We start from the raw sequence: 25,834 nt of genomic DNA, 5'->3' as shown, positions 1-25,834 counted from the left end.
CGCGTCGGCGTCTTCATGGTGCGAGATCCGCCGCGCGCCCCTGGGGCTCCGCGGCGCCCTCGGCCGCCGGGACGAGCAGGTGGCGGCGCAGGAACGACAGCTCGGCGTCCACGGCCTGCTCGTGCTGGTCCGTGAACGGGGCGTAGTGGCCGCCCGGCAGTCGGACCACCTCGGCGCGCGGCGCCCGGCCGGCCGCGCGGACGGCCGGCTCGCTCAGCACCGTACGGTCCTGGTCGCACACGAGCACCAGCAGCGGCGGGCGCACCTGCGGTGTGTCCAGGCCCGGCCGGTAGCGGATGATGCCCGGGATCGAGCGGGCGGCGATCTCCTGCCGCCACTGCGGGTACGTGTTGCCGGGGTTGAGGGCCTTGTCGCCCTCGATGCCGTCCGGCGTGGTGAGCATCGCGACGGTGCCCGGATCGCCCGCCAGCGGCACCAGCAGCGGGCGTCGGCCGAGCAGACCGCCGGCCGTGTCCAGGAGGATCCTGGCAGCGAGCCGGAGCGCCGCGAGCGGTCGCTGGTGGCCGGCGGCGCTGCGGGAGGCGGCGGGCCCGTCGGCGTTGGGCGTCTGCGCGACGGCCGCCGCCAGCCGCGGATTGCGCGCCGCCACCCGCAGGACGTGGCCGCCGGACAGGGAGAAGCCCCAGAGGGCGGTCCGCGCCGGGTCGGCATCCGGCAGGGACGCCGCGAAGGCGATCGCCGCCTGCCAGTCGTCGAGCTGGTCCTTGATGCGTACGGTCTGGCGGGGGCCGCCGCCGCTCTCGCCCAGGCACCGGTAGTCGAAGGCGAGGACCGTGAAGCCGGCGGCGTGGAACCGGGCGGCGAACGGATCGGTGCCCGGTTCCTTGGTCACCCCACCACCGCCGGCCATGATCACGCAGCCGCCGTTCGTCCCCGGGTAGTGCCAGGCGGCGCAGTACGTACCGCCCACGTCGAAGCGGACCTTCTCGCGCATTACGGGCGTGTCCATGCCGACCTCCGGGTGGGCGGATTCATCCCTCGCATCTATCCTGCACAAAAAGTGAACCACGTGGTTCGCATACTGTCCATGCCTCCCCATCGCGCGATAGGCGTACGGGGTCCGAAACGCGGAGGGGTCCCGATACGCGTACGGGGTCCGGGCCGCCGTCACCTGTCGGCCGTCCCGGCCTACGCGTCGGCGGCCTCCTCGCGGTCCAGTGCGCGCACCAGTGCGTCGAAGCCGGCGGCGACCCCCTCGGTGTCGCCGCTGGTCCGGGCGTCGACCAGGAATCCGCGCAGCGTCGCCAGCACCATCTCGGCAACCTCCAGCTTGCGGCGGTCGGACCAGTGGCCGGGGCAGACCGACAGGAGGGTGGGCAGGTACTGCTGCGACGCCTCGCGGCCGAGCGCCGAGTAGCGGTCGGAGTCGTACATCGCGAGGCCGATGGCCTGGTCCAGCACCCGCGCCTCCTCGCCGACCAGGATCGGCCAGACCGCCCGCACCCAGTCCCCGAGCGAGCGGCGGACCCGGCCCTCGGTGGCGGCCGCGAGCGCCTTGCGGATGCGTCGCTCGCGCAGCTGGACCACGGCCTGCACCAGAAGGTCGTCGGCTCCGTCGAAGTGGTAGAGCAGCACCTTGTGCGTGGCGCCCGCGGCGCGTGCGGCGCGGCGCAGTGAGAAGTCCACGAGTCCGTTGGCCGCCAGGTCCTCGGTGACCCGCTCCAGCAGTTCGCGGCGCCGGGCCTCACCGCGCGGCGAACCGGCCGATCGCCGGTAGCCGGCGGGTTCCGGCGCGTTCTCGTCGGCAGAGATGTTCATGCCGACAGCTTCCCCGATGCGCCGCCCGGCCACCGCCGCGGGCCGTGGCGCACACGCTGGATACCCGACTGCCCCCGTCCCGCCGGAGCGGGTACGGGGGCAGCGGGTGCCTCTACGCGTGTGGTGTCACTCGGTCTCGACGAAAGGCGGAAGATCGGGTTCGACGAACAGCCCCTGGTAACGCGGTGTCGGCACGGCCTCCACACGGCCCGGGGCCTCGGACGCCGAGCCCGCCGCGCTCTCGTCCGAGCGCCGCTGAACCTGGCGGGGCGGGGTTTCAGCCATCGGGTCTCCTGTTGCTTCGCAGTTGCTTGTGAAGACCCCTGGGCGCCGTCCGGCCCGCATCGGACCGCGGCTGCTTCGGGGTGTGGCATCGTCCCGGTCCCACACCCACCAGGGCACCGGTATCCGACGAGGCCTGCTGAGAGTATCCGTTGTCCCAGCTCCGGCGGTCGGCACCGTCCCCGGGTCCGCTCGTCATTCGCCTGCACAGCCGCGTCAGCGGCCCTCGCGGTCCTCCTGCCACCGGGCGTACGGGACACGGGAGATCTCCCGTACGCCTCCGAAGGTCCCCCACTCGTCCTTGCCGAGCCGGGTCAGCGGGCGCAGCGCGGTGACCTCCGGATGGCCGTCCGCCATGACGTCCTCGTCGACCGCGGCATGCACCACACGGCCGAACACGACGGTGGAGTCGCCGAGCAGAACCGTGCTGTGCAGCTCGCATTCCAGCGCGACCGGTGAGCCCGCCACGCGCGGCGGCTTCACCCGCAGGCTGGGCTCGCGCGCCACGCCGACGGCCTCGAACTCGCTGATGCCGCGCGGGAAGTCGGTCGCCGTGGCGTTGATCTGCTCGAAGAGGTGCTCCGGGGCGAAGTTCACCACGAAGGAGCCGGTCGCCTCGACGTTGCGCAGCGTGTCCTTGCGCCCGACCGAGGTGAACTGCACGACGGGCGGGCTGACACAGGCGATCGTGAAGAAGGAGTGGGGGGCCAGGTTCGCCGTCTCGCCGTCGGGCGTGACGGTCGAGATCCACGCGATGGGCCGGGGCACGACCACGGCGGTGAGCAGCCGGTAGAACGTGCCGGTGTCCGTGGCCCCGGGGTCGATGTCGATGCGCATGACGCCGAGTATGGCGCCCCGCCGGCCCGGTCCTCCTACGCCTCCGCTTCTCCGGGTCCCCCGGGCCCTTCGGAGCCGAACTGCTCGGCCCGCAGGGCGAGGTCCTGGAGCACGTCCGCGGACGTCACGTCCGTCTGCCCGGAGTCGTGCACCTGCGCCAGCATCGCGAACGCCAGCGTGAACGCGCCGACGAGCTGCTCCACCGCGCCGCCCACCTCCCGGCCGACCAGGGCCACCACGTCCTCGATCGTGGCGTCCTCGGGAATCGCGATCCGTGGCATCGTCTCGTTGAGGAGGGCGGTCACCACGGTCGAATCGGTGCTGGGGTCGTCGCTGTCCGGATTCTCCTCCAAGAGGCGGCGCATTTCGCCCGCTTCCGTGAGGATGCCGATCACACGCTTCACGACTTCGCTCTGCTCCATCCCGCGAGCATAGGTGCAGGCGTACCGGCCGACGAGGACAACGGCCGTGCGTGGCCCGCCGCGCCGGGTTCACGGCGGCGGCGCCCCGGCCCGTCCGCCCCGGCCCGTCTGCCTCTGCGCGGGGCGCCGGGCGGCCGTAGCGTACGGAACGGGGCACGCACCACCGTTCTCAGGAGGCAGCCATGACCAGTGACGGGCTTCCCGTCATCGCCGCCGTCGACGGGTCCACGCACAGCGGCGACGCACTCGACTGGGCGGCCCGTGAGGCGGCCCGGCGGGGGCTGCCCCTGCTGATCGTGCACGTCCGCCTCCTGACCCGGCGTAAGGACCAGGAGGCGCAGGAGCGCGAGGCGGAGGAGCTCCTCGCGCAGTCCGTACGCCGTGTGCACCGGACCGCTCCCGGTCTGCGCCCCACGACGCTCGCGCCGCTCGACTTCCCGTCGGCCGCACTTGTCTCGCTGAGCCGTGACGCCTCGCTGGTGGTCGTCGGCTCGCGCGGGCTCGGCGGGTTCCGCTCCCTGATGCTGGGTTCCAACAGCCTGGCGACCGCCTCGATGGCCGCGTGCCCGGTGGTCGTCGTCCACGGCGGGCGGCGGGACGAGGAGCCGGAGGGGAGCGCCGCGGAGGCCTTCCCGGACGTGGTCGCCGGGGTGGCCGCCGACGAGAGCAGCGAGGGGGTGCTGGAGTTCGCCTTCGAGACGGCGGCGGCCCGGCCCGGTGCGCGGCTGCGGATCGTGCACGGCTGGACCATGTTCTCGTCGATGCTGTCCGGCGGGCCCGTCTTCGACCGGGAGGCGGCCGCCGATGCCGCCGAACGGTCCCTCGCCGAGCTGACCGCCGGCAGGCGCGAGAAGTATCCGCAGGTGGAGGTCGCGATGGAGCCGGTGAACGGCTCCGCCACCCTCACCCTGGTCACGGCGTCGGCGACCGCGGCCCTGACCGTGATCGGGCGGCGCAAGGGCGGCGAGGCGCTCGGGCTCGGCCTCGCGCCGGTGGCGCAGACGACGCTCACCCACGCGCTGGGCCCGGTGGCCGTGGTCCCCTGCTGACACCCCGCTCCGGACGCCCGCCGGGTCGCCCGGCAACGGCCGCACCCGCCTGTTCGCGCCGTTCGGTGCGCGCGGCGGGTGCACGGCACTTGGCCCCTGACCTCCGTGGGCACACACTGACCCGATGACGCAGCGCGTGGATCTCTCGACCGTGATGGACCGGCTCTCCATCGATGCAGTGATCACCGGCTACGCGGTGGCGGTGGACGACGGGGAGTGGAGCGACTACCGGGCCCTGTTCACCGCGGACGGCCGCGCCGACTACCGCACCGCGGGCGGCATCGAGGGCCCCGCCGCCGAGGTGGCGGACTGGCTCTCGCAGACCATGCTGCTCTTCCCCGTACGACAGCACCTGATCGTCAACCGCCGCCTGGACCTCCAGGACCTCGGCGGCTATCCGGGCGATCGCGCCCGGGTGCAGGCCGACTACATGAACCCGATGCGGCTGGAGAGCGGGCAGGCCGCCGACGGGGGCGCGGAAGCCGCCTCCGCGGACCGTCCGACCGCACCGAACTTCGTCTCCGGCGGGCGGTACGCCTTCGAACTGCTGCGAACCGACAGCGGCTGGCGGCTCCAGCGCGTAACGGTCCAGGAGAAGTGGCGGAGCCTGACGGACCCTCTCACCGCCGGTTGATCCGCCCCCGTCCGCTTCCGCTGCCCCACACTGGGGAACAAGCCCGGGAACGGATTCCGGACGGTCCGGTGATCCCTGCCTGACGGTGGTGGAACAAGGACCCGGACGGCGGACGAGGACCGGGCGGCAGGCCGAGGGCCGGACGCAGGTCGTCTGCCGGACGCAGGACGAGGAGGCGCGGGATGCCGAGCGGGGTCTGGCGGCAGGAGCGGGGCGAACGGGTGCTCGGTTCTCCCCTGTGGCGCGCGGTCGCCGCGCTCGTGGCCGGTGCGCTGCCCGCGCTCGCGTTCCCCGCGCCGGGGCTGTGGTGGTTCGCCTATGCCGCCCTGGTCCCGTGGCTGCTCCTGATCCGGTCCGCCGGTGCGCCGCGCAGGGCGGCGCTCGACGGCTGGCTCGGCGGGACCGGCTACATGCTGGCGGTGCACCACTGGCTGATGCCGAGCCTGCATGTGTTCATCGTGGTGCTGGCGGCCCTGCTCGGGCTGCTGTGGGCACCGTGGGGGCTGCTGGTCTCCCGTCTCCTGGGCGGGCCGTCGTCCGGCGCCGGGGTCGCCGCCGCCGTGATCGTGGTCCCCTGCGGCTGGCTGATGATCGAACTGGTCCGCTCCTGGGAAGGTCTCGGCGGCCCCTGGGGGCTCCTCGGCGCCAGTCAGTGGCAGGTGACACCGGCGCTCCGGCTGGCGTCCGTGGGCGGGGTGTGGCTGGTGAGCCTCCTGGTGGTCGCGGTGAACACCGTGCTCGCCCTGCTGCTCACCGCCCCCGCCGTGCGTGCGGTGTCCGTCGTGCCGCTGATGGTGGCCGTCGTGGCCGTGGGCGCGGTATGGGTGTGGGCCCCGCAGCCCGAGCGGACGGGGACGACGCGGATCGCCGTCGTGCAGCCGGGTGTCGTCGAGGGTCCCGGCAGCGTGCAGCGCCGCCTCGCCCGGAGCGAGGAGCTGACCCGCGCGCTGGCGGGCCGTGACGTCGACCTGGTCGTGTGGGGCGAGAGCAGTGTCGGGGTCGACCCGGCACGGCATCCCGAGGTCACCGCCCGGATCGCCGCGCTGTCGCGCCTGGTGGGCGCGGACGTGCTGGTCAACGTGGACGCCCGGCAGACCGACGCGGCGGGGCGGACCGGAATCTTCAAGAGCGCCGTGCTGGTGGGCCCGGAGGGGCTGACCGGGGACCGTTACGACAAGATGCGGCTGGTGCCCTTCGGCGAGTACGTCCCGGCCCGTTCGGCGCTCGGCTGGGCCACCTCGATGGGGAAGGCCGCGGGCGAGGACCGGCTGCGCGGCTCGCGTCCGGTGACGATGACGCTGCCCGGCGCGGACGGCCTGCACATCGGTCCCCTGGTCTGCTTCGAGTCCGCGTTCCCCGACATGAGCCGGCGGCTGACCCGGGACGGCGCCCAGCTCCTGATCGCCCAGTCCTCCACGTCCTCGTTCCAGAACGGCTGGGCGCCCGGCCAGCACGCCTCACTGGGCGCCCTGCGGGCGGCCGAGAACGGCCGCCCGATGGTGCACGCCACGCTCACGGGCGTCAGTGCCGTGTACGGACCGCAGGGGCAGCGCGTCGGCGCTCCCCTCGGTACGGAGACGAGCGGGGCGGCCGTGTACGGCTTGCCGCTGGCCCGTGGCACCACGCTGTATGTGCGGCTGGGCGACTGGCCGCTGTACGGCGCCCTGGGCGTACTGGCGGCCTTCTGTGCCTTCGAGGGCGTGCGGTCACTGCGCAGGCGCGGCCCCGCGGAGCCGGTGGGCGTGGTCGGCGCGGCAGGCCCGGCCGTCGGTCAGGGGGCGGTGCGCCCGGCTCGTACGGCCCCGGAGGCCCCGGCGGAGACGACGCCGTGAGCCTGCTGCTCAGGGGGTGCGGGGCGGCCCGTCGACCGTGACGATGTCGCCCATGGCGTCGACCGTGAGGGCGACGCGTTCGACCTTGTTGGTCACGCCGATGACCAGCCACACCGCGCCCCAGAGGAAGCAGGTGAGGGCGGTCAGGAGGGCGTGCAGCACATGGTTGGGCGGGCGGCCGCGGACCATGACGACCTGGGTCTCGGAGCGGGTCTCCACCCGCCAGCCGCTCGCGATCCGCTGGCTGACGGCCCAGTCGAGGATCAGGGCGCGCCGCAGGGCGTCGGGCGGCCGCCCGTCCGCCGAGTAGTACCCGGGCGGCGGCTGGAGCGCGCCCCAGCCCGATGGCTCGCGGTGGCGCTTCACCAGGTCACCTCCACGGGCCGGCGGTCCATCCACCCAGCCTGCATCGGCCCCCGCCCGCACGCATCCGGAGCCGTGCCGGGCCGTTGGGGCCCCGGCACGGCACGGACGCAGGAGCGCTACGCGCAGTCGAGGTCCCGCAGGACGCGCTCGCACAGCTCGTGCGTCGCCAGGGCGTCCCGGGCACTCAGCAGCTTCCCGGCCCGCACCGCGTCGAGGAACGACAGGACGCTCTGCTCGATGCCTCGCTGCCGGGCCACCGGCACCCAGTCGCCGCGCCGTCGCAGGCTCGGCTGGCCCTTGTGGTCGATGACCTCGGCGAGGTTGACCACCTCGCGCTTGGAGTCCTGGCCCGAGACCTCCAGCCGCTCCTCGGTCGAGCCGCTGAGCCGGTTCATCGCACCGATGGCGGTGAAGCCGTCGCCGGACAGCTGGAGCACCACGTGGTGCATGAGTCCGTCGCGGATCCGGGCCCGGACCACCGTGTGCTCGACGGGTCCGGGGACCAGGAAGCGCAGCGTGTCGACCACGTGGATGAAGTCGTCGAGGACCATGGCCCTCGGCTCCTCGGGCAGGCCGACCCGGTTCTTCTGCATCAGGATCAGCTCGCGCGGGTGCTCCACGCACTGCGCGTAGCCGGGTGCCACCCGGCGGTTGAAGCCGACGGCCAGCGTGACACCGCGTGCCTCGGCGAGCTCCACCAGACGCTCGGAGTCGGCGAGTTCGTAGGCGAGCGGCTTGTCCACGTAGGTGGGGACGCCCGCTTCGAGCAGCCGGCCGGTGATCTCCGGGTGCACGGCGGTGGGTGCGTGCACGAACGCCGCGTCCAGGCCCTGCGCGAGCAGCGAGTCCAGGTCGGTGTGGCACTGCCCGGCCGGGATGCGGTGGGTGGCGACGACCGAGGCCAGGGTGGCGGGGGTGCGGGTCTGCAGATGCAGTTCGATCCCCGGCAGGGTGGTGAGTACCGGCAGATACGCCTTCTGCGCGATGTCGCCGAGCCCGATGCAGCCGACCTTCACAGGGTCTCCCTCTCGCTGTTCAACGCCGGACGTCGCGGTCCTCCGGAGCGGGGGCCCACCGCGGCTCCGCCGGCGTGTCCTTCGTCCCGGCAGCATACGTGGGCTGCGGCGGGCGCCAGTCGGCGATGCCGTCGAACGTGCGCAGGACGAGCCCGGGTCCGAGCCGGGAGACCGTGGTCATCACGAAGTCGCGTACGGCGACGGCGGGGGCGGAGCTCAGCCGCATCAGCCGGGACACCTGGGCGGCCTTGCGGACGACGGCGGCGGTCCGCGGCAGCCGGTCGGCGGTGTACGCGGCAAGACCCGCGCCGAGGTCGCCGCCCGGCGCCACGTAGTGGGCGAGCACGATCCCGTCCTCGATGGCCTGGTTGCCGCCCTGGCCCAGGGTGGGCGCCATGGCGTGGGCGGCGTCGCCGAGGAGGACGGTGCGGCCGCGGTGGAAGGCGGGCAGCGGCCGGGTCATCTGGTGCACGTCGTTGCGCAGGACGTCCTCGGGCCGGGCGGCGGCGATGGTCTGCGGGACCGGGGCGTGCCAGTCGCCGAAGCGTCGCAGCAGTTCCGCCCGTTCGTCCCCGGCCCTCTCGCCGGCCGGGGCGACGGCCGCCGCGTACGCGTAGATCCGGCCGTCCTTGAGCGGCTGGCTGCCCCACAGGGCGCCCCGGCCCCAGGTCTCGTGGGGTGCGAAGGGCTCCGGGGGCGCGGGGACGACGACGCGCCAGGTGGTGAATCCGGCGTAGGACGGGCCGGGATGGTCCGGGAAGAGCGTGGCCCGTGCCGCCGAGTGGATGCCGTCGGCGCCGACGACGAGATCCGCCTCCATCGTCCCGTCCAGGGTCCGGATCATGGCAGGCCGGCCCCCGGCGACGCCCGGGTCGACCAGGTGCGCGGGGCAGTCCGTGCGGAGAGCGGACGCGGGCAGGGCGGCGGCGATGCGGTCGATGAGGGTGGCCCGGTGGAGCAGGACGAGCGGGCCGCCGAACCGCTCGGCCGCCGCCGCGCTGTCCGTACGGGAGAGCCAGCGGCCGTCCGGGCGGCGCATGCCTCCCTCGCCCTGCCAGGCGGCCAGGGACCTGATCTCGTCCCCGAGCCCGATGACGTCGAGCGCGCGCTGCGCGTTGGGGGCGAGGCCGATGCCGGCGCCGACGGGCGCCAGGGAGCCGGCCCGCTCCAGGACCGTGACCTGCCAGCCGGAGCGGTGCAGCGCCACCGCCGCGGTGAGACCACCGATTCCGCTGCCGATGACGACCGCGCGCGGAGCGTCCATGGCTCCTCCTCACACTCGGGAACTACACCTGTAGTGACGCGACCACGTTACTACAGCTGTAGTGAGAGCGATAGGTTGATCCCATGTCCCCACGCGCCGACGGTCCTCCCCGGGCCGAACTGATCACCGATGCCGCCCTCGCGCTCCTCGCCGAGCGCGGCATGCGAGGGCTGACCCACCGCGCGGTGGACGAGCGGGCCGGCCTCCCGCAGGGGTCGACCTCCAACTACGCGCGCACCCGGCAGTCCCTGCTGGAGGCCACGGTGCGCCGGCTCGCGGAGCGCGAGGCGCGGGTGCTCGCACCGGGCGAACTCCCGGCGCCCGGCGGTGCGAGCGGCCCGGGCGGTCCGTCCGCGTCGGCCGCGCCGCCCGGCCCCGACGCGCTGATCGCCGCTCTCGCGTCGGCCCTGCACCGCTATCTGGCCCGCCACCCCGAACTGCTCATCTGCCGGTACGAGCTCGCGCTGGAGGCCACCCGCCGCCCCGAACTGCGCACGTTCTTCGACGCGACGGGCCGGCAGTTCCGCGAGCCGCTCGAGGCGCTGATGGCGATGGCGGGATCGGCGGAGCCGGAACGCCACGCGCTGTCCCTGGTGGCCTGGTGCGAGGGGCTGATGTTCTCGTGCGCAGCCGGCTCCTATCACCGCTCCGTGCCGAGCGAAGCGGAGCTGCGTACCGGCTTCGGCGAACTGCTGCGCGGACTGCTGGGCCCCTGAGGCTCGCGGTCGCGCGGCCGTCGCGGACCTGCGACATGCGGGGCGCCGTGCTGACCGGGTCACTCGTGCGGGCCAATCAGGCCTTTCCCGCTCACCCGATGACCGGCCGGCACCCCAGAGTTGATCAGGTGCAACGAACCAGAACCACCGTGAAGCTCCTGGTCGGCGTGGCTGTCACGGCCCTGTCCGGGTGCGTGTCCGTTCAACCGCAGCCGAGTGCGCCCGCGCCCCCGGAGAGCAGCCGGGCGCCGCAACTGCTGGCCCCGCAGATCATGCGGCCGCCGGTACGCGACACCCTGGAGGCGCTGCCGGACCCGAAGCCGTCACCTTCGGCCTCCCGCAGGGCGGCCGCGCCGCCGCCCGCGGCACGACGCGACATCCCACGCCCCGCGCAGGGGCACGAGCCGGCCCGGGCACCGGCGCGCCCGCAGCCGCGCCGGGCCGCCCCGCCGGTCCCCGTACCGGCCCTGCCGAAGCCCGTCACCGGGGCGGATGTGTGCGCGCTCGGGCGGGGGTACGGGCACTGGCCCGCGGGCAGCCCGCAGTCGCGGATCTGCGACGGCACCTACGGCCACTGACGCGACGGCGGCCCGCCCCGGTGGGGTCGGGCCGCTCCGCGCGCTCCTCGGCGGGTCAGAGCCCCCTCAGCCGCCGCTCCAGCCGCCCGATGGCCGCCCGGACGGCTCCCCCGTACCCGTCGTCCGCCCCGTCGTCCGCGAGGACGCCCGAGGCCTCCCGCGCCCGGTCCAGATGGATCCGGGCGGCCGCAGGACGCCGGAGCTTCACGTAGTCCGCCGCAAGGCTGAGATGCAGCGAGGGATAGAAGGCGCGCACCGCGAGCACGTCCCGGTGCTCCCCGCGCCCCTCCGCCTGCTCGCGGGTGAGCGACTGCGCGGCGGTCAGCGCCCGCAGGTCCCAGGCCAGTTCGTCGCCGGGATCGTCCTGGGTGTCGGCCATGTAGTGCGCGAGGGTGCACCGCTCCAGCCCGTCACCGTCCACGCCGATCTCCGCCCAGATCGCTCCGAAGCGATTGCGGGCCTCCTCGCGGTCACCGCCGTGAAGCAGCATGACCGCCTGGCCGATTCTGGTCATGACGACGTCCGGCGACGTCTCCTGCTGCTCCGTCACTGCGGTCTCCCTCGCACCTGTCCACCCGCGCCCGGCCGCTTTCGGCCCACTCCGGCCGGTCCCGGCCGGACCCCGACAGCTTCTGTCGGGTTCCGCCCGGTTACGACCGGTTCGACGCTAGTCGCCCCGGCGGACAATCGCACTCAGGCTCGGGCGCGCCCTCAGCCCAGGTCGGGGATGCGCCAGTCGATGGGCTGGTGGCCCTGCGCCGCGACCGCCTCGTTGATCTGGCTGAACGGGCGCGAGCCGAAGAACTTCTTCGCCGACAGCGGCGAGGGGTGCGCCCCCTTCACCACCACGTGACGCTCCTCGTCGATCAGGGGGAGCTTCTTCTGCGCGTAGTTGCCCCAGAGCACGAAGACGGCCGGGTCGGGACGCGAGGCGACCGCGCGGATCACGGCGTCCGTGACCTTCTCCCAGCCCTTGCCCTTGTGGGAGTTGGCCTCGCCCGCGCGCACCGTGAGCACCGCGTTGAGGAGGAGGACACCCTGCTCGGCCCACGGCATCAGATACCCGTTGTCCGGGACGGGGAGGCCGAGCTCCTCCTTCATCTCCTTGTAGATGTTCCGCAGGGAGGGCGGCGTCTTCACACCCGGCCGCACGGAGAAGCACAGGCCGTGCCCCTGGCCCTCGCCGTGATAGGGGTCCTGGCCGAGGACCAGGACCTTCACCTTCTCGTACGGCGTCGCCTCCAGCGCCGCGAACACCTGCTCCCGGGGCGGATAGACCGGCCCGTCGGCCCGCTCCTTCTCGACGAATTCGATGAGCTCCCCGAAGTAGGGCTTCTCGAGTTCTTCGCCGAGGACGCCGCGCCAGGACTCGGGCAGCGGATAGGTGTCGGTCACGTCAACAACCTCCGGTAAGCAATCAGGTCTTGACCTCAGAACCTACCGGGGACCACTGACAACGGGCTCCGGGAGCCCGGTGGCCGGGGCCCGGCGGCAGCGCGGCCGCCGGGCCCGGAGCCGCTACCAGCTCGCCTTGCGGTACAGCTCCCACATCTGCATGACGGTCTGCGGGTCCAGGGCGCGCTCGCCGCCGCCGATGTCCTCGCCCGCGGCGACGTAGAGCTTGCCCTGCCACAGCGGCAGCAGCCGGACGTCGTCGACGAGGATCGTCTGGGCCCGTTCGAACTGCTTGCTGACCGCGCCCCGGTCGCTCTCCTTGCGGGACTGCGGCAACAGCTCGTTCGTGATCTCGTCCTTCATGTACGGCCTGCCGGTGACGCTGTCCTTGCCGACGAAGGGGGCGATGAAGTTGTCCGGGTCCGGGAAGTCCGGGAACCAGCCGCGGCCGAAGACGGGGAACTCCCCCTTGGTGAAGCCCTCCTGGAAGGTCTTCCAGGGCTTGCTCTTCAGGGTGATCCGGAACAGTCCGGACGACTCCAGCTGGCGCTTGAGCTCGGCGAACTCGGGCGCGGTCGACGATCCGTAGCGGTCGGTCGTGAACCAGAAGGTCATCGGGACCGGCTTCGTGATGCCGGCGTCGGTGAGGATCTTCTTGGCCTTCTTGCGGTCCGGGTCGCCGAACGTGTCGAAGAAGCTGGTCGTGTGGGCCGCGATGCCCTTGGGGACCATGGAGTAGAGCGGCTCCGCGGTGCCCCGGTAGACCTTGGCCACGAGAGCGTCACGGTCGACGAGCTGGGCTATCGCCCGGCGGACGGCCGGGTTGCCGGCGGACGGGTCCTCCGGGTTGAAGACGAGGAAGCGGATGTCGGCGCCGACCGTCTCGACCAGCTGGAGATCGCTGTTCTTGTCCTTGTTGTCCTCGAGGTTGACGACCTCCTCGGCGGACAGCCCGCGGTAGGTGGCGTCGATCTCGCCGCTCTTGAGGGCCGGGACCAGGGCGGCGGACTCCTTGAAGTACCGGATGGTCACCGCGTCGTTCTTGCGGTCGGCGAAGCCCTTGTAGTCGGGGTTCTTGACCAGCTCGGAGCGGTCCCCCGGCTTGTACGCGTCCAGCAGGTAGGGACCGGACCCCGTCACCTTGCCGTCGTCACGGATCTTGTTCTTCGAGTACGCGCTGGGCGCCACCAGCGACATGGCGGGCGTGGCCAGGATGAACGGGAAGGTGGCGTCGGGCTTCGTCAGGTGGAAGATGACGATGTCGTCGCCCTTGGTCTCCACCCGGTCGAGCGAGCCGAGCATGCCGACGGGGCCGCCCTTGACCCCGATCGTCCTGATCCGGTCGATGGAGTACTTCACGGCCTCCGCGTCGAGCGTGTCCCCGTTGGAGAACTTCAGCCCCTCGCGGAGCTCGCAGCGGTAGGCGGTGCTGGTCGTGTCCGTGAACCTGCAGTTGTCCGCGGCGTCGGGCTCGGGGCTCGTACTGCCGGTGGGAAAACTCACCAGGGTCTGGAACACGTTGCGCATCAGCTCCCAGGAGCCGTCCCAGGCCGCGGCGGGGTCAAGGGTGGACGGCGAACTGGTGGTCCCGACCGCCAGCTTCTGTTCCACGTCCGAACCGCCGCCGGGGAGCAGACCGCAGCCGGCCAGCAACGACAGGGAAGCAAGGGCTGCAGCAGCCTGCAGACTGGCCCGGTAGAACACGTGCACGCTCCTCGATCAGCCATGGGTCGGCAGACCATACCGCAGCGCCCCACCGGGTCAATCCGCAGGCCCGGTGGGGCACTTGAGTCAATCAGGGCGAAACCGGCCCAGGCCGTTCTCAGCCCACGCCGGCATTCAGGAAAATCCCGCCGTCGACCACGAGGGTCTGACCGGTGATCCAGTCGGACTGGCTGGAGGTGAGGAAGGCCGCGGCGCCGCCGATGTCCTCGGGCACACCGAGCCGGCCCAGCGGGTAGGCGGCGGCCGCCTCCGCCTCGCGGCCCTCGTACAGCGCCTGCGCGAACCTGGTCTTCACGACCGCGGGAGCGATCGAGTTGACCCGGACGACCGGCGCGAACTCGTGGGCCAGCTGCAGGGTCAGGTTGACCATGGCCGCCTTGCTCATGCCGTACGCGCCGATGAAGGGCGAGGCGGAGACACCCGCGACGGATGCGATGTTCACGATCGCCCCGCCGTTCTCCTTCTGCCAGGCCTTCCAGGTCTGCTGGGCGAAGCCGAGCGCCGAGATCACGTTCGTCTCGAAGACCTTGCGGGCCACGTTGAGGTCGAGCTCGGCGATCGGCCCGAAGACCGGGTTGGTGCCGGCGTTGTTGACCAGGAAGTCGACCCGGCCGAACGCCTCCATGGTCCGCTCGACGGCCGCCGCCTGGTGCGCCTCGTCGTGCGCCTTGCCCGCGACCGCGATGACCCGGTCGGAACCGAGCGCCTCGACGGCCTCCTTCAGCGCGTCCTCGCCGCGTCCGGTGATGCACACCCGGTCGCCGCGGGCGACGAGCGCCTCCGCGATGCCGTAGCCGATGCCGCGGCTCGCGCCGGTGATGAGCGCGACCTTGCCGCTGTCCTGAACAGTCATGATGTCGGTAGCCCTTCGGGTCAGTTGAGCGGTCCGCCGGCGACGTACATGACCTGGCCGGAGACGAAGCCCGCGTCGTCGCCCGAGAAGAAGGCGATGGCGTTGGCGATGTCCTCGGGGAAGCCGACGCGCTGCACCGGGATCTGGGTGGCGGCGGCGGCCTGGAACTCCTCGAAGCCCATGCCGACGCGCTCCGCGGTCTGCGCGGTCATCTCGGTGACGATGAAGCCGGGCGCCACGGCGTTGGCGGTGATGCCGAACTTGCCGAGCTCCTTGGCCAGGGTCTTGGTGAAGCCCTGCAGACCCGCCTTGACCGCGGCGTAGTTGGCCTGGCCGCGGTTGCCGAGAGCCGAGGAGGAGGACAGCGAGACGATCCGGCCGAACTTGGCGTCGACCATGTGCTTCTGGACGGCCTTGGCCATCAGGAACGCGCCCTTGAGGTGCACGTTCATCACGATGTCCCAGTCGGACTCGCTCATCTTGAAGAGCAGGTTGTCACGGAGCACGCCCGCGTTGTTGACGAGGATCGTCGGGGCGCCGAGCTCCGCGGCGACGCGCGCGACGGCGGCTTCCACCTGAGCGCTGTCCGACACGTCACAGCCGACGGCGAGGGCCTTGCCCCCGGCGGCGGTGATCTTCTCGACGGTGTCCTTGCAGGCCGCCTCGTCCAGGTCGAGTACGGCGACGGCGCGGCCCTCGGCCGCCAGGCGTACCGCGGTGGCGGCACCGATGCCCCGTGCGGCTCCCGTCACGATGGCTACGCGCTGCTCGGTGGTGGACATGCTTGGCTCTCCTCGCCCTTGGATCGCGGCTCAGCGGACGTCGGGCACGCTCCCGCGAGAACGTCCCCGATAACTGAGCAACCGCTTAGTACCTCAGCAGACGAGACGCTAGAAGCCCTGGCACCCGGTGTCAACGGCCCACGGACGCAGCGGCGCATGTCACACCCGACGGCGCCGCCTCCGCGGAGCGCGGGGGGTCGCCGAAGGGGTTCGTTCAGCGCACCAGCAGGTCGAGCAGCCGTTCGACCTCGGCGGCGGGGTCGGTGGTGAGACCGCTGTGCACCGGGCTCGGCTGGATGACGGTGGAGCGGGGAGCGATCAGCCAGCGGAAGCGCCGTCCGGCATCGTCACCGGCGGCCTGGCCCGCGTCGGCGCCGCCGCGGCAGACGCCCTCGACGGCGTGCAGCGCGGCCCGCACCCCGGTCACGTCGGCATCCGGGTCCAGGGCCCTGAGCTTGCCCTCGTCGAGCTCGGTGCGGGCGGCGACGAAGCCCTTGGCGCGGCAGTAGACCACGACTCCGGCATTGAAGAACTCGCCGCGCTGGACCCGTGGCACCACGCGCAGCAGGGCGTACTCGAAGACATCGCGCTTGGTCACGGCCGGCCGCCCTTGTCGCTGTTCTGGTTGTCGTGCCGCGGGGCCAGGCGTTCGCTGAGCCAGCCCGGCGCCTGGGACGGCTTGGCCGCCGTCGGCGCGTCCAGGACGATCCGCTCGTGGATCGTGGCGGCGCGCGGCAGCAGCGCGTCCACGTACGCGCGGCGCAGCTGGTCCGTCGAGTCGAATCCCGGCTCGTCCACCAGCCACTCGTCCGGCACGTCGGCCGCGACCTCGGTCAGCAGTTCCTCGGTGACCAGCGGCGCGAGCTCGGCGGCGGCCGCCGCGACATCGGGCCCGAAGGGTGCCAGCGCGTGATCGGACGCGTTGTACGGCTTGGCGGCGGACGCCTGGGCGCCCGGCCAGTTGTGGTGCCAGATCATGGTGGCACCGTGGTCGATGAGCCACAGGTCGCCGTGCCAGACCAGCATGTTCGGATTGCGCCAGGAGCGGTCGACGTTGTTGATCAGGGCGTCGAACCAGACGACCCGGCCGGCCTCGCGGGGGCCGACCTCGTAGGCGAGCGAGTCGAACCCGAGGGAGCCCGGCAGGAAGTCCATGCCGAGATTGAGCCCGCCGCTGGCCTTGAGGAGCTCCTGCACCTCCTGATCGGGCTCGGCGAGCCCGATCACCGGGTCCAGCTGGATCTGCACGAGTTCGGGCACCCGCAGCCCGAGCCGCCGCCCGAGCTGTCCGCAGATCACCTCGGCGACGAGGGTCTTGCGGCCCTGTCCGGCTCCGGTGAACTTCATGACGTACGTACCCAGGTCGTCGGCCTCGACGATCCCGGGGAGCGAACCACCCTCACGCAAAGGCGTGACATAGCGGGTCGCTACGACTTCTTGCAACACTTTCCCAGGCCACCCATCTCTTCAGCATGACAATCCGTGGACGACCTCTCCGGAGCGCAGAGGCACGAATCACGGGTCAACGGCGCTGGGGAGAATTGGTGCGAAGTGAGCATCGTAACCGAGGGTGATCGCTTCCTCAGCAAGCGGGAGCGGCTCCGTCCCGGCATCGCACACACCGGCAAAACCGTCACCGTGGTCATCGAGAAGACCTGCTTCCGTAAGTCCCGGTCTCCGAGGCGTCCACGATCAAGGAGGAAGCTTCACCTCGGGCGCTCCCCGCGTCGCCGAGCGTGCAGCTTGTGACCACTAGAGGATAAGCAGAGCGTGCGCCACACTCATGAGCGTGCATCGCACGCATGCGCGTTGCGCGTACGCCGCACCAGCAACGACAAGGCATTTTCCCGATGCCGGTTACAGGTCAGCTCATCTCGGGGGACAATATGGATTATATTGAGAGAGATCTTGAAATATGCGCGTTGCGCACTGCACTCGATGAGTGCCGGGGCGGCGCAGCCCGCATAGTCGTCATCGAGGGAGCCGCGGGATGCGGCAAGAGCGAGCTCATCGACTCCCTCACCGAATGGGCCGACGAGGGCGACCTGGTCCTGAGGGCATTCGGTTCGCCGACCGAGCGGGATCTCCCCCTGGGCCTGATGCAACAGCTGACCGGGGACGCACCGGCCGGCGCCGTCCCCGAGGTCTCCGTGGCACCGGACGGCGAGCCACAGGTGAGCGCGATGCGTGAATTCCAGGCGGCGTTGGAGGGACTGAGCGCCACGAGGCCGGTCGTGATCTCCGTAGACGACGTGCACCACGCGGACAGCGCCTCCTTGCGCTATCTCCTGCACATCGTCCGGCACAGCCGCTCCACCCGGATGCTGCTGGTGCTCACGATGCCCCTGCACCAGGACACCCAGGACGCCTCCTTCGGTACGGAGCTGCTGCGCAGCCGCAACGTGCGGCGCATCCGGCTGCGGCGGCTCACCCCTGAGGGCTGCCGACGCATCGCGCACTCCGCCCCCGGCCCCACACCACGCGAGGCGGTTTCGGGCGAGCTGCACGCGATCAGCGGGGGCAACCCCTTGCTGCTGCGTGCCCTCTTAGAGGAACACCGCTCCGCGCCCGCCACCGCCGATGGCTTCCGCCCCGAGCAGGGCGGACTGTTCGGACAGGCGGTGCTGACCTGCCTGCGGCACAGCGGCCCCCGCATGCTGGACGTCGCCGCGGCGCTGGCCGTGCTGGGCGACGCCTACACGCCGGAGCGGGCGGGCGCACTCCTGGGCGTCCCGGCTTTCAACGTGGCACAGTCGGTCGCCTCGCTGTCCGCCTCCGGCATCCTCACAGGACACCGCTTCCCGCACCCGCACACGCAGACGGCCGTCCTGGACCAGGTTCCGGCCAAGGTGCTCGCCGACCTGCATCTGCGTACCGCCGAACTGCTGCACGTGGAGGGCGAATCCGTCATCAGTGTCGCCGGACACCTGCTCGACGCCGCCCGGCTGGGCGGATCGCTCACCGTCTTTCCCGGGACAGTGGACGTACTACGGGAGGCCAGCGAGGATCTGCTCACACAACGCGATCTCGTCCGGGCCACCCAAGCACTCGAACTCGCCCATAAACTCAGCAGTGACGAGCAGCAACGGGTCGACATCAAGACCCGGCTCGCGGCCGTCACCTGGCGGGTCAACCCAGGACAGGCGGAGAAACACCTCTCCGCCCCGCTCGCGGTGCTCCGCGCCGGCCGCCTGGCCGCGGAGCGGCTGGCGCCGCTGGCCGGACTCCTCACCTGCCAGGGCCGGGTCGCCGAGGCGGGCGAGGTGATGTCCAGGATCCTCCGGGAGACCGTGGCAAGCAGCACAGGAGGCCGGGACCGGACCGGATTCGAAACCCGCCCTGACGAGACCACGGACGCGCCCGGAGCCCGGGCGGCCCATTCACGGGGGCCCGGCGGAGGGTCACTCGACCAGGAAGCCGGGAGCAGCACGGAGACGTCGGCCGCCGAACGCTACTTGCGTACGGTCGTCCTCACCGACGACACGCTCGCACCGGTGATGCGCGCCCTGAGGTCTCTCACCTACTTCGGCCATCCCGACCGGGCCGCCGCCTGCTGCCGCGAGCTGATCGCCGAGGCCGAGCGGCAGAAGGCCCCCGCCTGGCAGGCGCTGTTCTCCTCGGCTCTCGCGGCAGTGCTGCTGCGCCTGAGTGACCTGTCGGCCGCCGAGGACTACGCGCGAAGAGCGCTCGGCTGCCTGCCGGAGCAGAGCAGCAGCGCGTTCGTCGGAAGTCCGGCCGCCACCCTGATCCGGGCACTCACCCTCATGGGCGACCATGCGGCGGCCGCCCGCCAGCTTCACCAGCCCGTCGCCGACACGCTGTTCAAGAGCACCCACGGCCTCTCCTACCTGCGCGCACGCGGCCAATACCTGATGGCGACGCATCAACTGCACGCCGCACTGGGCGACTTCCTCGAAGCGGGCCGGCTCGCCGGGAGCTGGGGCCTGGACCGGCCGGCGGTACTTCCCTGGCGGACGGACGCGGCCGACGTACTGTTCCGGCTCGGTGAGACGCAGCGTGCCCGGACTCTCGTGGAGCAGCAGTTCGCCGATCCGGACGCGCGCCGGCCATGGGTGCGCGGAATCAGCTTGCGTCTACGCGCGATGACCTCGGACCCGCGCCAGCGGCTCACCCTGCTCAACCAGTCCGCCGACGAGCTCGGCCGGTCCGGCGACCGGGTGGAGCTGGCGCGTACGCTCGCCGAGCTGAGCCGCGCGCTGCGGGCGGTGTCCGAGCCCGCCCGGGCGGACGCGGTGATCCGCAAGGCGTGGAACCTGGCGCGGGAGTGCGGTGCGGAGGCGCTGTGCGAGGAGTTCAGCCCGGAACTCGGCCCGGAGGACCGGATGCTGCAGCGCGGCGCCCCGGAGGAGTTCTGCTCCGATCTCGACACGAAACTGAGCGACTCCGAGCGCCGGGTGGCCACGCTCGCGGCGAGCGGGTACACGAACCGGGAGATCTCCCTGAAGCTGCACATCACCGTCAGCACCGTCGAACAACACCTGACGCGCGTCTACCGCAAGCTCAACATCACGCGCCGACAGGATCTTCCGGTGGACCTCCACCTCGCGGTCTCCACGGCCGAAGCGGTCTGATGGACCTGTCCGGCCGGCCGGGCCGTCGCGGCCCGACCGGCCGGACAAGTCCGGTCACACACGTTCGCTTCGAGGGAAGGACCGGCCTCCGTGCCGCACGGAAAGCTGTTTGCGCTCAGCGACCAGCACGTCAGCCATTCGGAAAACCGGCGCATCACCGAGTCGGTCAGACCGGAGTCCGACGACGACTGGCTGCTCATCGCCGGGGATGTCGGCGAGAAGTTCGAGGACATCGCCTGGGCGCTGAAACTTCTCTCGGAGCGGTTCCGCCGGGTCGTCTGGACCCCCGGCAACCACGAACTCTGGACCCATCCGGCCGACCCTGTCACTCTGCGCGGCAAGGCCCGCTACGACTCCCTGGTCGCGCTCTGCCGGGAGCTCGACGTGTCGACGCCGGAGGATCCGTACCCGGTCTGGCAGGGCGAGGAGGAACCCGTCACCGTCGCCCCGTTGTTCGTCCTGTACGACTACTCCTTCCGCGCTCCCGGGGCCCGTACGAAGGAGGAGTCTCTGCGGGTGGCCTATGAGTCAGGGGTGGTGTGCACCGACGAGTACCTGCTCCACCCCGACCCGTACCCGTCGCGCGACGCCTGGTGCCGGGCCCGGGTCGCCCTCACCGAGGAGCGGCTCTCGGCCATCGATCCGCAGCACCGCACCGTCCTGGTCAACCACTATCCGCTGGTGCGGGACCCCACGCGGGTCCTGAGGTATCCCGAGTTCGCCCAGTGGTGCGGCACACAGCTGACCGCCGACTGGCACCTCCGGTTCCGGGCGGCCGTCGTCGTCTACGGCCACCTCCACATACCCCGGGTCATCTGGCGCGACGGCGTCCGCTTCGAAGAGGTGTCGATCGGGTACCCGCGGGAGTGGCGCTCCCGGCCGCCCCGCCCGCCGCTGCGTCAGATCCTGCCGAGCCCCGCGTCCGAGCGTCTGGCGTGATCAACTCCGTGCTGCCCCCGGAGGTGGCTGCCGTGAGTGTGTTCGGTGACCTGTCGGCCCTGGACGGCCATGGGCTCTTCCCGGCGGAGGCGGCGACGATCGCAAGGTCGGTGCCGCGCCGCCGCGCCGAGTTCACCACTGTCCGGCTGTGCGCCCGCCGTGCGCTGGACAAGCTGGGCGTACCTCCGGTTCCCCTGGTTCCGGGGAAGCGGGGCGCTGTCGAGTGGCCGGCCGGCGTGACCGGCAGCATGACCCACTGCACCGGCTTCCGCGCGGCGGCGGTCGCCCGCTCCGAGGTCGCCGCGTCGCTGGGCATCGACGCGGAGCGGAACGAGCCCCTGCCCGAAGGCATCCTGGAGGTCATCTCCCTGCCGCGCGAGAGGGCCTCTGTCGCCGCACTCGCACGTCAACGCCCCGACGTGCACTGGGACCGGCTGCTGTTCAGCGCCAAGGAGTCAGTGTTCAAGACCTGGTATCCGCTGACCCGTCGCGAGCTCGACTTCACCGAGGCGGAGCTCCAGTTCGACCTCGGATCAAGCACGTTCTCCGCGCGGCTCCTGACACCCGGCCCCGTGGTCGCCGGACGTCGTCATGGAACGCTCTCCGGGCGCTGGACCGTGGGACGCGGCTTCGTCCTCACCGCGATCGTCCTGCCGGCCTGAAGCGGCCCCCGGCAGCCGTCCGCCCGGAGCAAGCGCCGAGATCCTCCCCTGCCCCTCCCCGGAGGGGCATGCCCGGACGGCGCCACAACGCGAAACCGAGTAAAGGGAAAGTAAATGATATGCATTAATTGCGTAAATGATAATCGGTAACTAATCCCCTCGGCTACGATCCACGAACGAGCAAGCAAAGTCAGATTCGCTGACCACGAATCCCGGCCGAGGCGGCCTTTCCGGGGTGAGAACTCCGGACACCCCCTCGTTGCGCACCCTTGCTCAATTCCACCACCAAGCCGAAGCTTGCCGATTCCATCCCCCGCGCGCCCGTACTCTCAGATCACTCACGAGCGAATTTAAGCTCGATTTTTGGATATCTTAGAGTCGACGCCTGAAACGACCTGCGGCCGCAAGGGGGAGCAGCGAATGCCGGCAGCCAGAGGGTTCCACTCGGTCGAGAAGCGCGCACCAATGGACCACGGCGGCGCACTGGGGACCGGCGGCGACGAGTCGCCACTCGGCCGCGACGCGCGCCCGCCGGGCTCGACGACTCCCACTCCGACGGCAGGCGGCCCGACGGGCGGCACGGCCTTGCACACGCTGGTCGGCGAGATGAGCGCCCGCTGCCAGTACGAGTTCCTCCTGGTCCTGCCCAGCGGCGCCCGCCCTTGCCAGTCATTCCCCGCCGCCCGGACCATCACCCTGGACCTGCTGGCCCGCGGGGTGCGGGCACGACTCATCTACCAGCACGCCATACGGGGCGACCTGGTCACCCGGGCATTGGTGCGGGAGCTGATCCAGCACGGGGCCGAGATCAGGACAAGTGCCGAGCTGATAGATCCGCTCGTCGCCTTCGACCGCAAGACCCTCGTCCTACCCCACTCCCCGGACTTCTCCGGGGACGTCGGCACGACGGGGACAGTCGCGGTGCGGGACCCGGCAATGGTGGCGTTCGCATGTGGTGCTTTCGAAAACCTATGGAACACCGCATGCCCGCTCATTCCAGACACGAAGGACACCACGCACACTATCGATGCGCTCGCGAAATCGATTGTTCACCTTATGGCAATGGGCCATAAGGACGAAATGGTGGCTCGCCGGCTCGGCATATCGGTGCGTACCTGCCGTAGGCATATCGCTAAAATCATGGATGAACAGGGCGCCATCAGCCGTTTCCAGGCCGGCGTTATCCTGACCCGGGCGGGCCTCGTGGCCGAACCTGTTGAGGAGCCCCGGACGGTCATGACGGAGAGCGATTCCGTCTCATCGGAAAACCCTTGAGCCGAGGATGGTCCGATGCCCTCTGCGGAGGCTCCCGGTACCTCACCGGCGTAGTGAACGGGACGACTGCCTACGCGTCGGGGGACCTGGCGGCGCCGTCCGCCAGGGTCGGCTGCCGGCACGGTAGGGCATCGGCTCCCGGCTGCTCGCTACGAGCGGTTCCACTCCGGCTTGTCATCCGGATCCGTCGAGCCCTCCCGGCCCGCGAGAACCGCTTTCAGTCCTTCCGTCAGATCCTGCGCCGACGGCGCCGAGGCACGGTCCATCATCCACTGGACCATGACGCCGGCGAGTAGTGCCTGACAGAACAGCCCGGCCACCCGCGCCCTCTCAGGTTCCTTCTCCGGATCGATCCCCAGCATGTTCTCCGCGAGGCCGTTCCGGCCCTCGCGCTGCGGGCCGACCAGAGCCTTCTGCAGCTCGGGATCGGTGTCGATCCTGGAGATGACCTCCATCTGGAGCTGCCATACCGACCGGGTCCGCTCATAGCTGCCGATCACCCGTTCCCAGGTCTTGAGGAACTGGTCGAGCGGGGCCCGGGAGCCGTCCTCGCCGCCGACGCCACTCTCGGGCTCATTGGTCAGCAAGTCACCCCACTCCTCCGTCACCTTGATGAAGGCGAGGTTGAGCAGGGCCTCCTTGGAGCCGTAGTGATAGCCGATGGAGGCAAGGTTGGTCCCGGAGGCGGCCACAATGTCACGTGCCGTCGTCCGGGCGTACCCCTTCTCCAGCAGGCAGCGCTTGGCACCTTCGAGCAGATCCTCACGATGTCCCATGGCAGCAGCGTACCCGGCATGCAGACGGACGTGTAAGACGGACGTGTAAGGCGCCGGATACGGAGACTGCGGAAGGACTCGGCCAGTCAGACCCACCGAGTGGGCCGACACCGCACCGTCCGGGCGGCGTTGTCGTCAACGAGGACGGCCGGAGCCTCGCCGAGGATCCTACCCCGACCACCCCCGACCACGCCGACGACGCCGGGACATTCCTCCCGGCGCCGCGGCGCGACCGTGTGGTCGGCGGGCGCCAGGCCCGCGTCGCGCCTACCGATGGCTGCGAGCGGTTCGGAGTGCCGGGTCTGTGGCGGGGCCGGCATCCCTCGTACGCCTCAGCCCGCCGTTCTCACAGTGCCCCGATCGGCGGCCCGAGGGCCCGGTACCGAGTTCCGAGCCCCGAGGGCGGGTCGACCAGCCGCTCAGCTCTCGATCCAGCCGTGGTTCTTGGCGAACTGCAGCATCCCCTGGCGTACTTGGAGAATGTGCTCCGCGGTGAGCCCCGGGGCCGATTTCAGCAGGACCTCCGTGACGTCCCGCAGGTACTCCTCCGCGTTGAGCACGTCACACAACACGTCGTCGCCGTCTGCGGCCTGCCTGATCAGCGACTCGGAGCGCTGCGTGAAGGCGGCCTCCGTCACCGGCGCGGCCGCGACGCCACTGCCCGAGGCCAAGCGGACGGAGGACGCCTTCAGACCCCGGTCGCCCTGCTCGATCTCGAACTGGACCATCAGGCCGGGCCGGAGCGTTTCCTCGGCCATGCGAAGGTCGTTCACGTGCAGAAAGACGTCCTCACCCCCATGGTCAGGGGTGATGAACCCGTAACCCTTCGCGCTGTCGAAACGCACCACGCGACCACTGACCATGGATGACACCTCTCAACGAGTCCCGGACCCGTGTCCGGGACAAACCTTGTCGCACCAGGCCGCCCGGACCCCACTCCGGACGCTCCTTACTACTACCTGCAAACCACCCCCGATGTCATTGCTCTCCAGCGGTATCCGGGAGGTGTATGCAAGGCCTACGCCTCGCTGGGGTCAGGCTGTCACACCGGCAGGTCCACCTCGTCGAGGAACGTCCGCATGACCTGACGGAAGTGTTCCGGTTCCTCAAGGTGCGGAAGGTGGCTGGACTCCTCGAACACCTCCCAGCGCGCTCCCGGAATGAGGTCCTGGAACGGCTGGACGGTCGCGGGGGTGGCTTCGTCGTGGCGGCCGGATATCAGGAGCGTGGGCACGGCGACGTCGGGACAGAGGTCGATGACCGACCAGTCGCGCAGCGTGCCGTTCACGTGGAACTCGCTGGGGCCGTTCATCGCGTAGTAGACGGTGGGGTCGTTGTACACCTCGTAGAACGAGGCCAGATAGTCGCGGGGCCAGGGACTGAGACGGCATACGTGTCGCTCGTAGAACGCGCGCATGGCCGTGTGGTAGTCGTCCGTCTCGGTCGTTCCGGCGGCCTCGTGCCGAAGCAGCGTTTCGTTGACACCGGGCGGCAACTGGTCCCGGAGAACCTTGGCCTCCTGAAGCCAGAGCGGATAGGAGGCGGGCGAGTTGGCGATGACCAGCCCGCGCAGACCGGCAGGACGTGCGGCGGCGTGGTGCGTGATGAGCATGCCACCCCAGGACTGCCCGAACAGTACGTAGTTGTCGGCGATCCCGAGACCGGTGAGCAGGTTGTCGAGTTCGGCGGCGAACAGCTCCACCGTCCAGAAGTCCGCTCCCCGATCGGGCAGATGAGTCGACCCGCCGTTCCCGATCTGGTCGTAGTGCACGACTGACCAGCCGTCTTCGGCCAGGTCGGAGAGGTTCTGAAGATAGTCGTGGGTGGATCCCGGTCCTCCGTGCACGACGACGAGCGTGGGCCGGTCGGAGCGGAGGTCGCCCGTCACTCGGTACCAGGTCTCGTGTTCGCCGAACGGCAGGGTTCCCTTGGCGCTGGGTGCCACGGTCACGTCACTTCGCCTCTCTTCGCATCGATCGCTTCGGTTCTGTGCGCATCTGTGCGTACCGTCTTGGATACGGTCGCACTCGGTCACCGGTCGGTCACTCGGTCGGTCATTC

Annotated in this window: 27 protein-coding genes; 9 read left to right on the top strand and 18 right to left on the bottom strand. The window is 71.1% G+C overall.

The window, feature by feature from the left end:
* Positions 1 to 13: 13 nt before the first annotated feature.
* The 5 genes from OG521_33940 to OG521_33920 all read right to left on the bottom strand — a co-directional run bounded on the left by OG521_33940 (position 14) and on the right by OG521_33920 (position 3,320).
* Positions 14 to 970, bottom strand: coding sequence for an alpha/beta hydrolase (locus tag OG521_33940; GenBank protein WUW25495.1), 957 nt, complete (start codon positions 968 to 970; stop codon positions 14 to 16).
* Between the two features lie 179 nt (positions 971 to 1,149).
* On the bottom strand, positions 1,150 to 1,779 hold the full coding sequence (locus OG521_33935; protein WUW25494.1) for a TetR/AcrR family transcriptional regulator: 630 nt from the start codon (positions 1,777 to 1,779) through the stop codon (positions 1,150 to 1,152).
* Positions 1,780 to 1,905: 126 nt separating this feature from the next.
* A complete protein-coding gene (locus OG521_33930; protein WUW25493.1) occupies positions 1,906 to 2,064 on the bottom strand; it encodes a hypothetical protein in 159 nt (52 codons plus the stop codon).
* Between the two features lie 213 nt (positions 2,065 to 2,277).
* Positions 2,278 to 2,898 (bottom strand): flavin reductase family protein, encoded by a 621-nt coding sequence (locus tag OG521_33925; protein WUW25492.1) that lies wholly within the window; start codon positions 2,896 to 2,898, stop codon positions 2,278 to 2,280.
* Between the two features lie 35 nt (positions 2,899 to 2,933).
* Complete coding sequence (locus tag OG521_33920) at positions 2,934 to 3,320, bottom strand: hypothetical protein (GenBank protein WUW25491.1); 387 nt, start codon at positions 3,318 to 3,320, stop codon at positions 2,934 to 2,936.
* A 182-nt stretch (positions 3,321 to 3,502) separates the two neighbouring features.
* Between OG521_33920 and OG521_33915 the strand changes: the two genes are divergently transcribed.
* From OG521_33915 to lnt, 3 genes are all read left to right on the top strand, one after another.
* Positions 3,503 to 4,369: a universal stress protein gene (locus tag OG521_33915; protein ID WUW25490.1), complete on the top strand. Its 867-nt coding sequence runs from the start codon at positions 3,503 to 3,505 to the stop codon at positions 4,367 to 4,369.
* A 124-nt stretch (positions 4,370 to 4,493) separates the two neighbouring features.
* A complete protein-coding gene (locus tag OG521_33910) occupies positions 4,494 to 5,003 on the top strand; it encodes a nuclear transport factor 2 family protein (GenBank protein WUW25489.1) in 510 nt (169 codons plus the stop codon).
* Positions 5,004 to 5,185: 182 nt separating this feature from the next.
* A complete protein-coding gene (gene lnt, locus OG521_33905) occupies positions 5,186 to 6,835 on the top strand; it encodes an apolipoprotein N-acyltransferase (GenBank protein WUW25488.1) in 1,650 nt (549 codons plus the stop codon).
* Positions 6,836 to 6,844: 9 nt separating this feature from the next.
* Here lnt and OG521_33900 read toward each other — a convergent pair whose 3' ends face one another.
* From OG521_33900 to OG521_33890, 3 genes are all read right to left on the bottom strand, one after another.
* Positions 6,845 to 7,201 (bottom strand): hypothetical protein, encoded by a 357-nt coding sequence (locus tag OG521_33900; protein ID WUW25487.1) that lies wholly within the window; start codon positions 7,199 to 7,201, stop codon positions 6,845 to 6,847.
* A 116-nt stretch (positions 7,202 to 7,317) separates the two neighbouring features.
* Entirely contained in the window at positions 7,318 to 8,217 is a 900-nt protein-coding gene (locus OG521_33895; GenBank protein WUW25486.1) for a Gfo/Idh/MocA family oxidoreductase, read from the bottom strand.
* A gap of 19 nt (positions 8,218 to 8,236) precedes the next feature.
* Positions 8,237 to 9,481, bottom strand: coding sequence for an FAD-dependent monooxygenase (locus tag OG521_33890; GenBank protein WUW25485.1), 1,245 nt, complete (start codon positions 9,479 to 9,481; stop codon positions 8,237 to 8,239).
* A gap of 83 nt (positions 9,482 to 9,564) precedes the next feature.
* On the opposite strand from OG521_33890, the gene OG521_33885 reads away from it, so the two are divergent.
* Positions 9,565 to 10,197, top strand: coding sequence for a TetR family transcriptional regulator (locus OG521_33885; protein ID WUW25484.1), 633 nt, complete (start codon positions 9,565 to 9,567; stop codon positions 10,195 to 10,197).
* A 128-nt stretch (positions 10,198 to 10,325) separates the two neighbouring features.
* A complete protein-coding gene (locus OG521_33880) occupies positions 10,326 to 10,775 on the top strand; it encodes a hypothetical protein (GenBank protein ID WUW25483.1) in 450 nt (149 codons plus the stop codon).
* Between the two features lie 55 nt (positions 10,776 to 10,830).
* Here the strand turns inward: OG521_33880 and OG521_33875 are convergent, their stop codons facing one another.
* From OG521_33875 to OG521_33845, 7 genes are all read right to left on the bottom strand, one after another.
* Positions 10,831 to 11,325: a hypothetical protein gene (locus tag OG521_33875; protein WUW25482.1), complete on the bottom strand. Its 495-nt coding sequence runs from the start codon at positions 11,323 to 11,325 to the stop codon at positions 10,831 to 10,833.
* Between the two features lie 161 nt (positions 11,326 to 11,486).
* Positions 11,487 to 12,170 carry a uracil-DNA glycosylase gene (locus OG521_33870; GenBank protein ID WUW25481.1) on the bottom strand — a complete coding sequence of 228 codons (684 nt, stop codon included), beginning with the start codon at positions 12,168 to 12,170 and terminating at the stop codon, positions 11,487 to 11,489.
* 123 nt (positions 12,171 to 12,293) lie between these two features.
* A complete protein-coding gene (locus tag OG521_33865; GenBank protein WUW25480.1) occupies positions 12,294 to 13,874 on the bottom strand; it encodes an ABC transporter substrate-binding protein in 1,581 nt (526 codons plus the stop codon).
* 118 nt (positions 13,875 to 13,992) lie between these two features.
* A complete protein-coding gene (locus tag OG521_33860; protein ID WUW25479.1) occupies positions 13,993 to 14,748 on the bottom strand; it encodes an SDR family oxidoreductase in 756 nt (251 codons plus the stop codon).
* Positions 14,749 to 14,768: 20 nt separating this feature from the next.
* Positions 14,769 to 15,530, bottom strand: a complete 762-nt coding sequence (fabG, locus tag OG521_33855) for a 3-oxoacyl-ACP reductase FabG (GenBank protein ID WUW25478.1) — start codon at positions 15,528 to 15,530, stop codon at positions 14,769 to 14,771.
* A gap of 214 nt (positions 15,531 to 15,744) precedes the next feature.
* Complete coding sequence (locus OG521_33850; GenBank protein WUW25477.1) at positions 15,745 to 16,128, bottom strand: DUF3037 domain-containing protein; 384 nt, start codon at positions 16,126 to 16,128, stop codon at positions 15,745 to 15,747.
* The gene (locus OG521_33845) at positions 16,125 to 16,976 is read right to left on the bottom strand and encodes a hypothetical protein (protein ID WUW25476.1); all 852 of its coding nucleotides are present in this window, start codon (positions 16,974 to 16,976) and stop codon (positions 16,125 to 16,127) included. The genes OG521_33850 and OG521_33845 overlap by 4 nt, the downstream gene beginning before the upstream one ends.
* Before the next feature lie 440 nt (positions 16,977 to 17,416).
* On the opposite strand from OG521_33845, the gene OG521_33840 reads away from it, so the two are divergent.
* The 4 genes from OG521_33840 to OG521_33825 all read left to right on the top strand — a co-directional run bounded on the left by OG521_33840 (position 17,417) and on the right by OG521_33825 (position 22,998).
* The gene (locus OG521_33840; GenBank protein WUW25475.1) at positions 17,417 to 20,122 is read left to right on the top strand and encodes an AAA family ATPase; all 2,706 of its coding nucleotides are present in this window, start codon (positions 17,417 to 17,419) and stop codon (positions 20,120 to 20,122) included.
* Between the two features lie 90 nt (positions 20,123 to 20,212).
* The gene (locus OG521_33835) at positions 20,213 to 21,061 is read left to right on the top strand and encodes a metallophosphoesterase (GenBank protein WUW25474.1); all 849 of its coding nucleotides are present in this window, start codon (positions 20,213 to 20,215) and stop codon (positions 21,059 to 21,061) included.
* Positions 21,058 to 21,723: a 4'-phosphopantetheinyl transferase superfamily protein gene (locus OG521_33830; GenBank protein WUW25473.1), complete on the top strand. Its 666-nt coding sequence runs from the start codon at positions 21,058 to 21,060 to the stop codon at positions 21,721 to 21,723. The genes OG521_33835 and OG521_33830 overlap by 4 nt, the downstream gene beginning before the upstream one ends.
* A 420-nt stretch (positions 21,724 to 22,143) precedes the next feature.
* Positions 22,144 to 22,998 carry a hypothetical protein gene (locus tag OG521_33825; GenBank protein ID WUW25472.1) on the top strand — a complete coding sequence of 285 codons (855 nt, stop codon included), beginning with the start codon at positions 22,144 to 22,146 and terminating at the stop codon, positions 22,996 to 22,998.
* Positions 22,999 to 23,147: 149 nt separating this feature from the next.
* On the opposite strand, the gene OG521_33820 is transcribed toward OG521_33825, so the two are convergent.
* The 3 genes from OG521_33820 to OG521_33810 all read right to left on the bottom strand — a co-directional run bounded on the left by OG521_33820 (position 23,148) and on the right by OG521_33810 (position 25,725).
* Positions 23,148 to 23,774, bottom strand: coding sequence for a TetR/AcrR family transcriptional regulator (locus tag OG521_33820; GenBank protein ID WUW25471.1), 627 nt, complete (start codon positions 23,772 to 23,774; stop codon positions 23,148 to 23,150).
* Positions 23,775 to 24,193: 419 nt separating this feature from the next.
* A complete protein-coding gene (locus OG521_33815; protein WUW25470.1) occupies positions 24,194 to 24,637 on the bottom strand; it encodes a cold shock domain-containing protein in 444 nt (147 codons plus the stop codon).
* Positions 24,638 to 24,816: 179 nt separating this feature from the next.
* Positions 24,817 to 25,725, bottom strand: coding sequence for a proline iminopeptidase-family hydrolase (locus OG521_33810; GenBank protein WUW25469.1), 909 nt, complete (start codon positions 25,723 to 25,725; stop codon positions 24,817 to 24,819).
* Positions 25,726 to 25,834 lie beyond the last annotated feature (109 nt).

This window comes from Streptomyces sp. NBC_01463, from assembly GCA_036227345.1.
Lineage (GTDB): Bacteria > Actinomycetota > Actinomycetes > Streptomycetales > Streptomycetaceae > Streptomyces.
This window is presented reverse-complemented; position numbering and strand designations above follow the sequence as displayed.